This window comes from Agrobacterium sp. RC10-4-1 (genome assembly GCF_014138475.1).
GTDB classification, from domain to species: domain Bacteria; phylum Pseudomonadota; class Alphaproteobacteria; order Rhizobiales; family Rhizobiaceae; genus Agrobacterium; species Agrobacterium pusense.
Window position 1 is genome coordinate 22,659 of sequence record NZ_JACJIT010000007.1, and the last position, 15,000, is coordinate 37,658.

11 protein-coding genes and 1 riboswitch are annotated in these 15,000 nt (G+C 57.7%); of the genes, 9 read left to right on the forward strand and 2 right to left on the reverse strand.

Annotation, left to right across the window (positions count from 1 at the left end; translation table 11 throughout):
• Nucleotides 1–93: 93 nt before the first annotated feature.
• Nucleotides 94–205, reverse strand: a riboswitch (TPP riboswitch).
• Between the two features lie 182 nt (nt 206–387).
• The 5 genes from FHW77_RS18920 to FHW77_RS18940 are packed head-to-tail and all read left to right on the forward strand — an operon-like array spanning nt 388 to nt 6,176.
• Entirely contained in the window at nt 388–639 is a 252-nt protein-coding gene (locus FHW77_RS18920; RefSeq protein ID WP_003504852.1) for an acyl carrier protein, read from the forward strand.
• Nucleotides 639–1,820: an acyl-CoA dehydrogenase family protein gene (locus FHW77_RS18925; protein WP_004443659.1), complete on the forward strand. Its 1,182-nt coding sequence runs from the start codon at nt 639–641 to the stop codon at nt 1,818–1,820. The genes FHW77_RS18920 and FHW77_RS18925 overlap by 1 nt, the downstream gene beginning before the upstream one ends.
• 4 nt (nt 1,821–1,824) lie before the next feature.
• Nucleotides 1,825–2,733 (forward strand): amino acid--[acyl-carrier-protein] ligase, encoded by a 909-nt coding sequence (locus FHW77_RS18930; protein ID WP_004443662.1) that lies wholly within the window; start codon nt 1,825–1,827, stop codon nt 2,731–2,733.
• A gap of 6 nt (nt 2,734–2,739) precedes the next feature.
• Nucleotides 2,740–3,723 carry a DUF1839 family protein gene (locus FHW77_RS18935; RefSeq protein WP_004443665.1) on the forward strand — a complete coding sequence of 328 codons (984 nt, stop codon included), beginning with the start codon at nt 2,740–2,742 and terminating at the stop codon, nt 3,721–3,723.
• The gene (locus tag FHW77_RS18940) at nt 3,720–6,176 is read left to right on the forward strand and encodes a glycoside hydrolase family 2 protein (protein ID WP_182590670.1); all 2,457 of its coding nucleotides are present in this window, start codon (nt 3,720–3,722) and stop codon (nt 6,174–6,176) included. Before FHW77_RS18935 ends, FHW77_RS18940 begins: the two co-directional genes overlap by 4 nt.
• Here the strand turns inward: FHW77_RS18940 and FHW77_RS18945 are convergent.
• Nucleotides 6,144–7,958 (reverse strand): alpha/beta hydrolase family protein, encoded by a 1,815-nt coding sequence (locus tag FHW77_RS18945; protein ID WP_004443671.1) that lies wholly within the window; start codon nt 7,956–7,958, stop codon nt 6,144–6,146. The genes FHW77_RS18940 and FHW77_RS18945 overlap by 33 nt on opposite strands.
• Before the next feature lie 344 nt (nt 7,959–8,302).
• Between FHW77_RS18945 and FHW77_RS18950 the strand changes: the two genes are divergently transcribed.
• From FHW77_RS18950 to FHW77_RS18965, 4 genes are all read left to right on the forward strand, one after another.
• Nucleotides 8,303–11,020 (forward strand): ABC transporter ATP-binding protein, encoded by a 2,718-nt coding sequence (locus FHW77_RS18950; protein ID WP_004443674.1) that lies wholly within the window; start codon nt 8,303–8,305, stop codon nt 11,018–11,020.
• A 43-nt stretch (nt 11,021–11,063) separates the two neighbouring features.
• Nucleotides 11,064–11,519: a cyclic nucleotide-binding domain-containing protein gene (locus tag FHW77_RS18955; RefSeq protein WP_004443676.1), complete on the forward strand. Its 456-nt coding sequence runs from the start codon at nt 11,064–11,066 to the stop codon at nt 11,517–11,519.
• Between the two features lie 190 nt (nt 11,520–11,709).
• Nucleotides 11,710–12,570, forward strand: coding sequence for an MBL fold metallo-hydrolase (locus tag FHW77_RS18960; protein WP_004443679.1), 861 nt, complete (start codon nt 11,710–11,712; stop codon nt 12,568–12,570).
• A gap of 216 nt (nt 12,571–12,786) precedes the next feature.
• The gene (locus FHW77_RS18965) at nt 12,787–14,481 is read left to right on the forward strand and encodes an adenylate/guanylate cyclase domain-containing protein (RefSeq protein WP_004443680.1); all 1,695 of its coding nucleotides are present in this window, start codon (nt 12,787–12,789) and stop codon (nt 14,479–14,481) included.
• Nucleotides 14,482–14,514: 33 nt separating this feature from the next.
• Here FHW77_RS18965 and FHW77_RS18970 read toward each other — a convergent pair whose 3' ends face one another.
• Complete coding sequence (locus FHW77_RS18970) at nt 14,515–14,997, reverse strand: class I SAM-dependent methyltransferase (protein ID WP_004443681.1); 483 nt, start codon at nt 14,995–14,997, stop codon at nt 14,515–14,517.
• Nucleotides 14,998–15,000 lie beyond the last annotated feature (3 nt).

Consider the following 15,000-nt stretch of genomic DNA (forward strand, 5'->3'; position numbering starts at 1 on the left):
TTGAGGCTCCAAAGTTTAACAGTGGAGACCCAGTTCGAGCCGGAATGATGGAAAATACCTGTGTGCCGAAACGCGGCGCCATGCGCCGCCCGACATCAGGTCTTTGCACCGTCCCTACGCCAGTATGAACTGGATCAGGTTCAACGGGTCACTGCGCATGAAAGCAGAATCTCAGCCCCTTGACGGGACACCCCTGGTGAATGGCCCCAGCAAAAAACACCCTTAGGCTTTTGTCAAGACCGGCGATCCATGCTTGGCAAAGGTGCGGGAATGGCGCATGCTGCCGTTAGTTGTAATTAACCTAACGGTTTAGGCGAATATTATCGTTTGCAACGTAACCATAAGCACAAACCATCCTGATGTGAAATTCATGGGAGATACGTCGGAATGAATGCGACTATACGTGAAATACTGGCAAAATTCGGCCAGCTTCCAACCCCCGTCGATACGATTGCAGATGAAGCCGATCTTTACGCGGCGGGCCTTTCTTCCTTTGCATCGGTGCAATTGATGCTCGGCATCGAAGAAGCATTCGATATCGAATTCCCGGACAATCTGCTGAACCGCAAGTCTTTCGCCAGCATCAAGGCCATTGAAGACACTGTTAAACTCATTCTCGATGGTAAAGAGGCAGCCTGATGAACGTCACCGTCGCGCCGCAGGATGAAACGCTGTCCGCGCGCGCGGGCCGTGTTGCGGCAATTGCCGCCAAATATGCGGACGAGGTGGATGTCACCGGCCGCTTTCCGCAGGAAGCCGTTGATGCATTGAGGCAGGAACGTCTGCTCGGCATACAGGTCCCCTCACTGCTGGGCGGCGAAGGTGCCTCCCTTCAGGAAATCGCCGATATCTGCGCCCGGCTTGGGCAGGCCTGTTCGGCAACGGCGATGATTTTCGCCATGCACCACATCAAACTGTCGAGCCTTGTGGAACATGGAGAGGCGAGCGCATGGCACGCGGACTTCATGCGCCGCGTCGCCGGCGAACAGCTTCTGCTCGGTTCCGCCACGACCGAAGGCGGCATCGGCGGCAATCTGCGTAACTCCATCTGCGCAATCGAAGTCGAAGGTGATAGCTGCCGGCTGGAGAAGGACGCCACGGTCATTTCTTATGGAAGCAACGCCGATGCGATCCTGATTACGTCGCGCGCCCACAAGGATGCCGCGCCCGCCGATCAGGTAATGACCGTCTTCCTGAAAAAACAGTATACGCTTGAGAAGACCCATGTCTGGGATACGCTCGGCATGCGTGGCACCTGTTCGGACGGCTTCCTGTTCCGCGGCGAAGCGCCGGCGGCGCAGATTTTCCCAAAGCCTTTCGCAGAAATCGCTGCACAATCCATGCTTGCAAGCTCGCATCTGCTGTGGAGCGCCGTCTGGTATGGTATCGCGTCGGATGCGGTGCTGCGCGCCCAATCTTTTGTCAGAGCTGCGGCCCGCAAGTCGCCCGGAACGGCTCCTCCCGGCGCGATCCGCCTTGCCGAGGTTTCCACCAAGCTGCAGGTGGTGAAATCCAACATCATAGCCGGTATCAAGGCCTACGAGGACACCAAGAGCGATCCGGAAAAATTGATGTCGATGGCCTTTGCGGTTGCCATGAACAATGTGAAAATCTGCTCTTCGGAAACCATTCTCGAGATCATCGACCACGCCATGCTGGTCTGCGGCATCATGGGCTACAAGAATGGCACGCCCTACAGCCTCGGCCGGCATCTGCGCGACGCGCATTCCGCCCGTCTGATGATTTCCAACGACCGTATTCTCGGCAATTCCGCCAATCTCCTGCTGGTTCACAGGCAGGACACCAGCCTCTTGGGATAAGACCATGGACATGCAAACATCGTTCCTCGATCGACTGTTCGAAGAAGGCCTGCTGATTGAAACGGGTGTGGACGGTCTTTATGGACGCAGCGGCCAGTTCGAGGACGTGATTGCCGCCTTCGAGCGGCTGATCGACCGCACCGGTGGCGCCGATGGCGCTGAAGCGATCCGTTTCCCGCCCGGCATCAACCGCGCCTATTTCGAAAAAAGCGGTTACATGAAGAGCTTCCCGCAGCTCGCCGGCACGGTCCATTCCTTTTGCGGCTGCGAACTGGACCATGTCAGCCTGCTGAAGACCATGGATGAGGGCGGCGACTGGACCAAGGATCAGAAAGCAACCGATATCGTACTGACGCCAGCGGCCTGCTACCCGCTTTATCCAACGATCGCCAAGCGCGGCGCGCTGCCTGCCGGCGGCGGTCTCTATGACATCCAGTCCTATTGCTTCCGCCACGAGCCCTCCAAGGATCCGGCCCGCCAGCAGCTTTTCCGCATGCGCGAATATGTCTGCATGGGCACCGAGGCCAACGTCACCGAATTCCGCCAGACCTGGATGGATCGCGGCGTTGAGATGATGAAAGCGGTGGGGCTCGATGTCACCATCGATATCGCCAACGATCCTTTCTTCGGCCGCGCGGGCAAGATGCTCGCCAACAACCAGCGCGACCAGAACCTGAAATTCGAACTGTTGATCCCGGTCACGTCAACGACCAGCCCGACAGCCTGCATGAGCTTTAACTACCATCAGGACGCCTTCGGCCAGAAATGGGGTCTGAACCTCGATAATGGCGATGTCGCCCACACCGCCTGCGTCGGTTTCGGCCTTGAACGCATCGCGCTGGCACTGTTTGCCCATCACGGTCTCGACGTGAAGAAATGGCCTGCGAAAGTCGTGGAAACACTCTGGGGCTGATTATCCATGCAGCAGATTTTTCCCGGTCTCGATCCCAAAAACTATGTGCAGCATCCGCTTCATTCTTCCGAAAGAATGTGGCCGGAAACCAATTGCTATATTGATTTATGGATCGAGGTGCTGGCCTCGAAAGGCTTATCCCCGGAAGCCATGTTCGGTTTCACCCTGACGCAGGACTTCGAAGGCGACCAGTTCACCTTCTTCAAGGTGCCGCTGGAAGACCTCGAAGCCCTTTATGGCGTTCGCGCCACCGAGCTTGCGATCTTCGATAAGGTGGAAAACCACATCCAGGCGCAGCTGGAACGCGGCCGCATCTGTCTGATCGAGATGGACAGTTTCCATATGCCCGATACCCATGGGGTGGGCTACCGCAAGGAACACGGCAAGACCACGATCGCCATCAACCGGCTCGATCTCGAAAAGCGGGAACTCGACTATTTTCACAATGCCGGCTTCTTCCATCTCTCCGGCGAGGACTTTGACGGGCTTTTCCAGCATCATCTGGCTGAAACCGACCCGCCTTTCCTGCCCTATACGGAATTTGCGAAATTCGCGGACGGCAATCCTTCACCGGCGCATGTTCGCAAGACCGCCGAACGGCTCCTGAAGTTTCATTTTTCCCGGCGACCTTCCTCCAACCCGGTCCGGGCCTTTGCAAAGGTGTTTCCGGCACAGGTGGAAAAGGTCGCAGACCGGCCCTTCGGGTTTTTCCACAAATACGCGTTCAATACGCTACGCCAACTAGGTGCCAATTTCGAACTGGCGGCAAGCCACTTCGAATGGTTGGACGCGGATAGTTTTTCTGAGGCAAAGAACCACGCGCTAAAAATCTCCGAGGTTGCCAAGACCGTGCAGTTCCAGCTTGCGCGCGCCGTCACCCGCCGCAAATTCGATGCGCTGGCCACCGTTCTCGATCCGGCCGCGGATGCATGGGATGGTCTGATGCAAAGCCTTGGCAAAAAACTGTCTGATGCCAGCGAGGCCGCGTGAGGACCTATCTTCCGGGTGAAAGCGAGGAATTGCTGAGCGAAGGCTGGACGCTGGCGCTGACGCCCGCCGATGCCTATGAAACGCCCTCCGATATTCCCGCCTCGCTCGAAAGCCTCCATGTCTCCGTTCCCGGAACCGTGGCGCAGGCTTTGGAAGCCGCTGAAAAGTTCGACCGCCTCGCTCCGACGCCCCTCAATGACAGGGACGCCTGGTACAGGCTGACGATGATTTCCGATGTCCGGGAGCGTGCCACCCTGCGCTTCGACGGTCTTTCCACCATCGCGGAGATCTTCTTCAACGGTGAGCTGATCGCGGCAAGCCAAAGCATGTTTGAAAGACTGGAAGTGCCTGTGGAACTGACGGGTGCGGATGAACTCGCGATCTGCTTCAGAGCGCTGGCACCCCGACTTGAAAAAACCGGTCCCCGCGCTCGCTGGCGGCCGCAAATGATGAATACGCAGGGGCTGCGGCTGATCCGCACCACTGCACTGGGTTATATGCCTGGATGGTGCCCGGAAATACACGCCGCCGGCCCATGGCGACCCATCAGCCTGATACGGCAGAACGGAATTCTCTGCACGCTGCAATCTTCGCTGGACGGGGCCGGAACGGGAAGGGTTAGCATCGCGCTGCAAGGCAACCGCCCGATAAAGTCGGCAAAGCTTGGCTGCGCCGGTCACAGCGCCGATCTTTCTCTAGACGAAGGCGGCACACTTTCCGGCGAACTGCGCATAACTGATGTGGAACAATGGTGGCCACACACGCATGGCAGGCCAACTCTGCATGACGTCGTTCTTGAGCTGGACGGCACGCAACATCGCCTTGCACGCACGGGTTTCCGGCAGGTCGAGATCGATCACGGCGACGACGGTAAAGGTTTCGGCCTCAGGGTGAACGGTCAACCGGTGTTCTGTCGTGGCGCGGCCTGGACGACGGCGGACATCGTGCACCTGCCGGGAATGAGGCCGGACTACGAGCCATGGCTTCGAAAAGCAGCGGAAGCGGGCATGAACATGATCCGCATCGGCGGCACCATGACCTATGAGACCCCGGAATTCTTCGCACTTTGCGACGAACTCGGCATCATGGTCTGGCAGGACGCCATGCTCGCCAATTTCGATTATCCGGCAAGGGACGAGAGTCTGCGCCAGCACATCGTCACGGAAATCTCGCAGTTCCTTGAAGCCACCGCGCTTTCTCCATCGCTCGCCATTTTTTGCGGTGGCAGTGAAATGTACCAGCAGGGCGCGATGCTCGGCCTTCCGGAACAGATATGGAAGGGAACGCTGACCGAAGAGGTTCTGCCGGAACTTCTTGCCGACAAGCGGCCTGACGCGGCCTATGTCGCCAATTCCCCCTCCGGCGGCGCATTGCCCTTTTTTCCGAACACCGGGGTCGGCCATTATTACGGCGTCGGCGCCTATTGCCGTCCGCTGGAAGATGCGCGTCGCGCCGGTCTGCGCTTTGCCGCCGAGTGCCTGGCCTTCGCCAATGTTCCCGAACAGGAAACGCTGGACAGGTATCTACCCGGCGTGGCCGTGCACGATCCACGGTGGAAAGCGCATGCACCGCGCGATCGCGGCGCCTCCTGGGATTTCGAGGATGTTCGCGATCACTATCTGAAGCTGCTTTACGATGTCGAACCGGACGTTCTGCGGCGAGAAGACGGCGGTCTTTATCTCGACATGTCCCGGGCCGCGACGGCCGAAGTCATGGAGGCGACTTTCGCCGAATGGCGGCGCAGCGGTTCATCCTGCCAGGGCGCTCTTGTCTGGACCCTGCAGGACCTCCTTCCCGGTGCAGGCTGGGGTATCATCGATGCCACCGGCAGGCCGAAATCCGTCTGGCATGCGCTGAAAAGGGCGTTTCGCCCCGTCCAAGTCAATCTGCTCGACGAGGGCACGAACGGGTTGGACATTCAGCTGATCAACGAGACCGGCGACACCTTCGAGAGCATGCTCGAACTCACCTGCCTGCGCGACGGCGCCCAGCCCGTCGTTCATGCCAAGCGGTCGATCACGCTGTCATCGCGACAGAGCCAGACGATTGCCGCGACTGATCTGTTCGGGGCGTTTTTCGATACGACCTACACGTACCGTTTCGGCCCGCCGTCCCATGATGTCACGGTGGCCCGGCTTCGCGACGTTGCGACCGGACAAGTCATTGCTGATGCATTCCATTTTCCGCTCGGCCGGAAAAAGGCGCTGCACGCGGCAAACCTCCAGGTCGCCATCAGCCAAAACAACGATATCTGGTCGCTTGAGATCGGCACTGACCGTCTGGCGCAGTCTGTCCATGTTGCCGCAGAAGGTTACCGCGCTTCGGAAAACTGGTTCCACCTTGCCCCCGGCGAGAGCAGAAAGATCGGCCTTGTGCCGGAGACCGCAGGATCTCAGACGCCTCCTTCCGGTGACGTGGTGTCATTGGGGTCCAGGCGGCGATTTTCCTTTTAGGGCCACGCGCGTCACGGTCTCCATATAGGTTCTCTTCGCATCAGGCGTGGAGAGGTTGTGGTCGGCATCGGGGATGATGGTCAGCGACACATTTCGATAGGCGGACAGCCCCTGCCCGTCGGCGTCGAAATAATAGCGGAAATGCTCAAGACCATCATCATTATCGCTGTAAAGCAGATTGACGGCAGTCCCTTTTGCCTTCAGCAGATCGAAAGCGCGGTATACGGCCCGTCCTTCCTCGCTGCCACGGCGGAACAGCCTCGCGGTTTTTGTCGAAAGCTTCTTCATCGTCGCCTTGACGATATTCAATCCGGCACTGACAACATCCACATCGCCGCTGATGAGACGCTTGAACGTGGCGCCCTGACGAAAGCGCTGACTGTATTCCCCAAAGGAGCGGGGCCGCTTGTGCAACGCCTCATCGACCGAACGGCCTTTCCGCCAGTGGAAGACAACCGGGTTCACGGCAACCACCGCTTCAATCCTGCCATCGACAAGCGCGCCATTAAAGGCAAGGTATGCGCCGCTACATCGGCCCGCCGCGATGAACGGACCATTGCTGCCCCGTTCGAGGAAATCGAGCGCGGCGGACACATCGTCATTCTGCGCGGCATCGTAAAGAACCTGATCCGGCACGCCTTTTACCGGCGGACTATCGGCAATGTTGGCCGCATCGAAACGGAGGGAAGCGACGCCCTCCCGGGCAAGCGCCCGGGCGATCTGCACCGAAAGCCTGCCCCAGCCCGCGTGCCGGTCATAGGCCGCCCCGAGCAGCAGAACCGAGGAGACCGCACGCCGGTCGTGCGGTGTGCAGGAAACGCCAAAAAGTCGCCCGCCCTCACCAAACTGCACCGGCTGTTCGAAAAAACCCTGACCGCGCTGCGCCGCGTTGATGACGAAATCAGCCGGGCAGGCCGCGGAGCCTGAGGCCTGTGTCTGAGAAGAGACCCAGCCCACCAGCCGGCTCACCACATTTTCCGATATTTTCGACAGCGTGGGACTGGAAACGAGATCGTCATAGCCCGAAAATTCGGCCTCCTCCACCTCACCGCCGATTGCGGTGAGGTGTGTGGCGAAATCACCGTCCGTGACGCGGCCCGGTCTCGACAGAACGAGAATGCGGCGAGCCGGAGCGGCATCGAGATTCGAAAGATTGATCTTCTTGACGATATCGGCCACACCGGCTGGCATCGCCATGCCGGCGATTGCACCAGCCTGTGGCATGCGTTGGCTGGCACGCAGGCCAAGTCCATCGTCGATCATCGAAGACCACATCGCCAGTTCGCGCAGATAGGCACGTCCTGAGACGACGGGTGCCAGAAACGCCATGGAGCTGGCGGCTCCGCCAAGCGCCTCCGCAGCGATCGGGCAACCGAGGCCCTGGGCGATGACGACCACGCCCGAGCATCCGGAGAGGCGCCTGAGATAGTTCAGCGCCGCCCGCGTATCGGAAAGCCAGTCCGCCACGCGGCTCGCATCTTCCGGATCAAGTGCATCTCCGGTGCCAAGATAGTCAAACCGCAGGCTGGCGACCCCGCAAGCCGCAAGCCGTTCGGCCAGAACCCTTTGGAACTTGCGGCTGCAAAGCTCCTCCATGCCCCACGGGCTGACAAAAAGAACGGCGTGTTCCTGCCGCAAGTCCTGGCGTGCCGGATGAAAAATACCCGCAAGCCCGTCAAAGGAAACCGGACGGGCGATCGTGCCGTCCGCCGCGATGCCGGAAAGCAATAATGCATCGAGGGAAGAATTGCTGCTTGTATGCTCTGAAATATCTATTGCCATAGACCTTGCCACCATTGCGCCAGCGTCGGGCTCAACCATTACGGGATCATTATACCGAAGTGTCTTAATGCCTGTTCTACAATAAAAACAATAACATTAGAGAATCCTAAAAATACCATGTCGTCTGGATCGACGAAAACGCATGCGATGCAGACAGAATGGCTTCGCGTGGCGACAGGTCGCGTTTGAGCCGCTATTTTTCTCGAAACCGCTTGAATATGCTGATAAATAGCGAGTCACATACCTATTTGCAGGAGGAGGTTGCGCCACCCGGCCGCCGGATCATCTAGACACCGCGCAAACCAACACGCCGGGCCCGCCCCGACAGGTCATAGAAGTTTTATATGGAACAAAGCCTTACGCGTTACATCTGGTCGCATACCAAGCGGCAGCAGCTTTTCATCCTGCTGATCGTCGCCCTGTCCATGATCCCTTATTTCCTCGCCTTCGACCTGCCCAAGCAGATCGTCAACGGCCCCATTCAGGGAGACGGCTTCGAAGGAGCGAATGCAACCCAGCTCTTCATGCATCTCACGGTCGATATCCCCTATTGGGGCACCGTGACCCTGTTCCCGGGGCTTGAGCTCAACCGCATGTCGATGCTGATGGCGCTCAGCCTGACGTTCCTTGCGCTTGTTATCATCAATGGGCTCTTCAAATATTACATCAATACCTACAAGGGCCGGCTTGGCGAACGGCTTCTGCGGCGTATTCGCTTCGAACTTATCGACAAGATCCTGAGGTTTCCGCCCAGCCATTTCAAACGGGTGAAGGGTGCAGAAATCTCCAGCATGGTGAAGGACGAGGTAGAGCCGCTCGGCGGTTTTACCGGCGACGCCTTCGTGCAGCCGGCCCTTCTCGGCGGCCAGGCGCTCTCCGCCCTCTTCTTCATTCTCGTGCAGAACTTCTGGCTCGGCCTGATCGCGGCCTTCATGGCGGCAATTCAGGTCGGCATCATTCCCAAGATGCGCCGCCGCCTCATCGAACTCGGCCGTCAGCGGCAGCTGAGTGCACGCCAGCTCGCCGGACGTATCGGTGAAATGGTCGACGGCATCGGCACGATTCATGCCTATGACACGTCCAATTACGAGCGTGCGGATGCTTCGCATCGCCTCGGCGACATCTTCAAGATTCGCTACGATCTCTACCAGTGGAAGTTTCTGGTCAAATTCATCAACAACTTCCTTGCCCAGCTGACCCCCTTCTTCTTTTATGCGCTGGGCGGATATCTGACCCTGAAGGGCAGCCTCGATGTGGGGCAGCTGGTCGCCGTCATCAACGCCTATAAGGAACTGCCAGGGCCGCTGAAGGAGCTGATCGACTGGGATCAGGCCCGGCAGGATGTGCAGGTAAAGTACGAGCAGGTCTTCGAACAGTTCGATGCGCCGAACATGATCGACGAGAAGGTGCAGAAACTTTCTCCCGGTGCCGTCGCAGCCATCAGCGCACCGCTCGTCGTCGCCAATCTGACGCTCGAAGACGATAGCGGCAGCCGGCTTCTGGAACAGGCATCCCTCAAGATGGAGCCGGGTGAGGTTATCGCCATCGTCGGTGGTGCCGGAGGCGAGGCACTGGCGGATGCGATAGGCCGCACGCTCTGGCCGAGCTCAGGCAAGATCAGCATCAACGACGTCGACATTCTGGAATTGCCGGAATCGCTGACGGGACGGCGCATCTCCTACGTGTCCTCGGACAGCTATTTCTTCCATGCCAGCCTGAAGGACAACCTGCTATACGGTCTCAAACACGCGCCGCTTGCAGAGAAAAACTATGAGGGCGCGGCGCTGGACCATCGCAAATGGGAAATCCGTGAAGCGAAGATGGCCGGCAATCCGCTGATCGACATCAACAGCGAATGGATCGATTATGCTTCGAGTCCGGCAGGCGACGGCAAACCGGAAAATCTCATACAGGCCATTCTAGCTGTTCTCGACAGTGTGGAACTGTCGCAGGATATTCTGGAATTCGCCCTGCGATCGTCGATCGACCCGTTGACAGACCTGCATCTCGCCGCCCGGATCGTTGAATTGCGACATGTCCTGCGCGCCGAGCTGGAAAAGGAAAATCTGAGCGGCCTGATCGCGCCTTTCGAGCTGGAGAGCTACAATAGCGAGGCGACGGTCGGCGAAAACCTGCTTTTCGGCACCATGCGGGACTCGTCCCAGTCAATCAGGACGGTCATCGAAAGCGACTATTTCCGCTCTTTGATGCGCGAGACCGGCCTGGTCAAAACCCTGTTCGAAATGGGCTACACGATCGCCGAGAACATCGTGGAAATCTTCGCCGATCTGCCGGGGGATCACCCCTTCTTCCAGCAGCTCACCTTCATGACGCCTGACGATATTCCGGTCTATCAGCAGATGCTGCAACGCCTTCAGGGCCGGAATTTCGACGAGGCCAATGAAAGCGAAAAACGCGCGATGCTGCGGCTGAGCTTCTTCTATATCGAGCCCCGCCAGCGTTTCGGCCTGCTGACGCCGGAAATCATGAACCGCATCGTCGAGGTCCGGCACATGTTCCATGAGAAGCTGCCCGACAGTCTGAAAAACGTGATCGAAATCTACGATCCGACCAAATACATGAGCGCCACCAGTCTTCTGGATAATATCCTCTTTGGCAAGGTAAGCCACCGCTACACCGATGCTTCAAGGCGCATCACCCGCATCGTTGCTGACGTCATGCGCAAGCAGGGCGTTTACGAACGGGTGCTGGCGGTGGGTCTGGATTTCAATCTGGGTGCAGGCGGCAAACGACTAGGCCCGCTACAGCGCCAGAAGCTTAATCTGGCACGGGCGCTGATCCGGAAATCCGACATTTACGTCTTCAACCGCCCGCTTCCGGGCCTCGACCCGAGACAGCAGGAAGAAATTGTTGAACGGGTCATCACACTCCTGAAACAGAACAACAATAACCCCTCGATCATATGGGTTCTGTCGAATGCGCACCTCTCGCGCATGTTCGAGAGGGTCATCGTTGTTCATCAGGGGCTGATCACCGCTGACGGAAGTTACGAGACTCTGGTCGAGGAAAACGGTACATTCAAGGAGATGGTCGCGACATAATTCCAAGAATGTGACCGAGGTGGAACAATAACAGGGTAAGGCAATGCTGTTCAAAGACGAAATTCAGATGCTGAAAAGGGTGCCGTTTTTTTCCGAAATGGAACCCTCCAAGTTGAAACTGCTCGCATTCGCATCGGACCGCGTTTCCTATCACGCCGGCGACGTGCTGTTCCGGCAGGGTGACGTCGGCGACGCGGCCTATGTGCTGCTGACCGGAAAGGTTGATGTTCTTGTCGATTCTCCCTCTGGTACTTTGAAAGTGGCGGAAATGACGGGCAACGCCATCGTCGGGGAAATCGCAATTCTCTGCGACAGCGTCAGAACCGCCACCGTCCGCGCCTCCACCAATGTGGAAGCTCTTCGGATCGGCAAGGAACAATTCTTCAAGCTGATGTCCGATTTCCCCGATATCACTATCAAGGTCATGCGCGTTCTGGCCGAACGTCTCACCCAGACGACGGCTGAACTCAGCAAAGCCAGGACAAACGCCAGAACATAAGCGGCAATTCTATGCTCCCCCGGCGGTCGATATTGGAAAAATAAATGTCGTACTATTGCAATATAAATGAAATGCTGACTGAATAAGGGGTAAAGGCATCCGCCCAAAAAGGGCGGGAAATAAGATCTATAGAGACAACGGGCTTCATGGGAGGAAAGCGTGCAAGATTCCGTTGTCATTGGGGTGTGTCATGGCGTTCAATTCCGACACTGCGGGTCGGGAAAGTAACAGAAATTTTCGGGTGAAGATCTGGGGGGCGCGGGGAACGCTTCCTGTTTCAGGTGAAAACTTCCGAAAATACGGTGGGAATACCATCTGCATCGAGGTTCGATGCGGCGACCATGTTCTTTTGTTCGATGCGGGGTCGGGACTTCATCCCGCAGGCATGGCGCTTCGGGCGGAAGGGGTTACCGACGTCGATCTTTTCTTCTCCCATTGCCACTACGACCACATTGTCGGTTTTCCCTATTTCAAGCCATTCTATAATAGCTGCAATGACGTCTCGATTTGGTCGGGTCATCTCGCGGGCACCATGACGACACGGGAAATGCTCAAGGACTTCATGAGCCCGCCCTGGTTTCCCGTGCCGCTGGAAATTTGCTGCGCAAAAATCGACACGCGGGATTTCATGCCCGGTGATACCCTAGACGTTCATCCGGGCCTCTCGATCCGAACCGGCATGCTGAACCATCCTGGCAACGCCGTCGGATACCGGCTGGACTGGGAGGGAAAGTCCCTCGCCATCATCACCGATACCGAACACGAGCCCGGCGGCATCGACGAAACTGTGCTTGATCTCATCCGGGATACCGATCTTTTCCTTTATGACGCCATGTTTACCGATGACGAGATGGGCCTTTATCGCGGCTATGGCCATTCGTCCTGGCAGCAGGCGATCCGCCTCGCCCAGTTGGCCGATGCGAAAAATGTCGGTTTCATCCATCATGCCCCAAGCCGCAGCGACGAAGAGCTGGACATGATCGAAAAACAGGCGAAAGCCCTGTTCAGCGGCGCATTCGCAGCCATGGACGGTCAGGTCATCGAAATCTGATAGCCGCCGTCATGGTGTTTTTGACTTCGCGTGACTATTTGACCGGAAATCTGAAGAGGCCTCACCAGTCATTGGTGGCTTCGGGTACTTAAACACGCATAATTGACCATCGCCGCTCGTTTGCTCCACGATATTGCCACGAGATGTCATGCACTAAAGACGCGACGATCGACCGACTGATGATTCTGGGCCGAACGACCTCACGATGGGATTTGCATGATCCGTTTCTTTTCGGAAACCAGTTTGAGACGCGCCCGGATTTTATCCGGCCTGATTATATTTGCCTTTGTCTTTTCGCATCTTTTCAATCATTCCCTTGCGCTCATTTCCATCGACACCGCCGAACGGGCTCGAAAATGGTTCAGCCTCATCTGGCTCAACCCTGTTAGCAGCCTGCTTTTCTACGGATCGGTCCTGGTGCATGTCAGCCTGGTCCTGCGCTCGCTTTACCAGCGTCGAACGTTGCGCATGCCGCTTCGTGAAGCGCTTCAGGTCATCTTCGGCCTGTCGATCCCCTTCCTCATTCTGAGCCATGCAGTGAACATCCGCGTGTCGCACATGCTCTACGGCATCGACATCGGTTATTATACCGTCGTCCGCCGGCTCTGGATCAACAATCCCGTGGGAGGCGCGTGGCAAAGTCTCGCCCTGATCGTCATCTGGATACACGGATGTATCGGCCTCTATTTCTGGCTGCGTTATCGCGACTGGTACCCGAAAATCGCCGGCATCTTCATGACCATAGCTGTGATGCTGCCGCTTCTGGCGCTGCTGGGCTTCAGCGATGCCGGCCGTTGGCTCGAGGAAGTCGACCGCAAATATGCGCTTCCTCCGGGACTGGGCGACACGATCGTTCAGAGAGACGAACTTCCGCTGCAGCGGGAGATGGAAACACGAATCCGGTTTATCACCGGGACGACAGAGGCGATTTTTGCCGGCGCGGTGATGCTGGTCTTCGCGATGCGCGGTGTAAGAAGCTGGCGACAGCGGTTGACGGCCATCGAAATCCGCTACGAACATGGTGCGCAGGCGCGCGTGCCGGCGGGACTCAGCATTCTGGAAGCCAGCCGTCTGGCAGGCATCCCGCATTATTCCGTATGCGGCGGTAAAGGACGATGTTCGACCTGCCGGGTGAGAGTCATGGAAAGCAAGGGGCAGCTCCCTCCGCCCGGAGACATCGAGCAAACCACATTAAGACGCATCCATGCCGATTCGGATGTGCGGCTCGGCTGCCAGCTGCGTCCCACCCATGATCTCGGCGTTGCCCTTCTGGTTTCACCGCCCCAGCACAGTGACCTGCCGGCGGACGCCCAGCCGGCCCGGCCGGGCCGAGAAGAGGAGATCGCCATTCTCTTCTGCGATCTACGCAATTTCACGACTTTGTCGGAAGCGAAGCTGCCCTACGATGTCGTCTTTCTCCTGAACCGCTATTTCACCATCGTCGGCCAGGCCGTCGAACAGGCGGGGGGCCATCTCGACAAATTTATCGGTGACGGCGCCATGGCGCTTTTTGGACTAGGCGACGACAGCCAGCACGCCTGTCGCAATGCCATGAAGGCGGCAGCAATCATATTGCGGGATATTGCGATCCTGAACGAAGGGCTGGAGAAACAATTCGCCGTGCGTCTTGAGGTGGTGGTTGGCATTCACGCAGGTCCGAGCATCGTCGGGGTCATGGGATATGGGGCTGCCAAAACGCTGACGGCCATTGGCGATACCGTCAACGTGGCAAGCAGGCTTGAATCCAAAGCCAAGGAATTTGGCGCCGCAATCGTGGTCTCCGAACCGGCCATCATACAGGCGGGACAGGATATTGCCGATCTCAGAAGCGAACAGGTCTCCATTCGCGGTCGAAACTCACAAATGAAGGTGTTTCTACTCTCGGAGGAAGAGAGCGAACGCTATTTGTGACAGGACCCGGAAGTTTGCGGCCGGACCGATCTTTTATATCTTGCGATAGAGAAAATAACGGTCTGTCGGCACGCTCTCCGGAACCGGCAACGGTTTCAGCAGGGGATGATCGAGAGGCAGACCGCTGACAGCGACGCCGCCTTTCGCCAGCATGCCGGCGGCGAGATCGGGCAACCATGTCAATGTGATCGCATCTTTTTCCGGATAGCCCGTGCCGATATCGGCATGCACCATTGCCGCTTCCGCACCGACGAATGCGGGAGCGGTCTGCGATATCTCGCCGATCACCAGGTCTTCGTCTGCCGGAACGGACGAAGCATGGGCACCCATGGCCCTGTCAAACGCAATGATCCTGCGCCCCGGAAACAGTTCCCGCAGATGATTGAAAGTTCGCCCGTTTCCAAGGCCGATTTCCATGAGCGCACCCTCATGCGGCATATCAAGATTGGCGGCGACATGATTGAGAATGTCACGCTGCGCGGTCAACCGGCGAATGAAACTGTCCAGTCTGCTCATGAT

Coding starts and splice junctions, on each gene's coding strand:
- FHW77_RS18920 (WP_003504852.1), top strand. CDS start 388: ATGAATGCGACTATACGTGAAATACTGGCAAAATTCGGCCAGCTTCCA.
- FHW77_RS18925 (WP_004443659.1), top strand. CDS start 639: ATGAACGTCACCGTCGCGCCGCAGGATGAAACGCTGTCCGCGCGCGCG.
- FHW77_RS18930 (WP_004443662.1), top strand. CDS start 1,825: ATGGACATGCAAACATCGTTCCTCGATCGACTGTTCGAAGAAGGCCTG.
- FHW77_RS18935 (WP_004443665.1), top strand. CDS start 2,740: ATGCAGCAGATTTTTCCCGGTCTCGATCCCAAAAACTATGTGCAGCAT.
- FHW77_RS18945 (WP_004443671.1), bottom strand. CDS start 7,958: ATGGCAATAGATATTTCAGAGCATACAAGCAGCAATTCTTCCCTCGAT.
- FHW77_RS18950 (WP_004443674.1), top strand. CDS start 8,303: ATGGAACAAAGCCTTACGCGTTACATCTGGTCGCATACCAAGCGGCAG.
- FHW77_RS18955 (WP_004443676.1), top strand. CDS start 11,064: ATGCTGTTCAAAGACGAAATTCAGATGCTGAAAAGGGTGCCGTTTTTT.
- FHW77_RS18960 (WP_004443679.1), top strand. CDS start 11,710: ATGGCGTTCAATTCCGACACTGCGGGTCGGGAAAGTAACAGAAATTTT.
- FHW77_RS18965 (WP_004443680.1), top strand. CDS start 12,787: ATGATCCGTTTCTTTTCGGAAACCAGTTTGAGACGCGCCCGGATTTTA.
- FHW77_RS18970 (WP_004443681.1), bottom strand. CDS start 14,997: ATGAGCAGACTGGACAGTTTCATTCGCCGGTTGACCGCGCAGCGTGAC.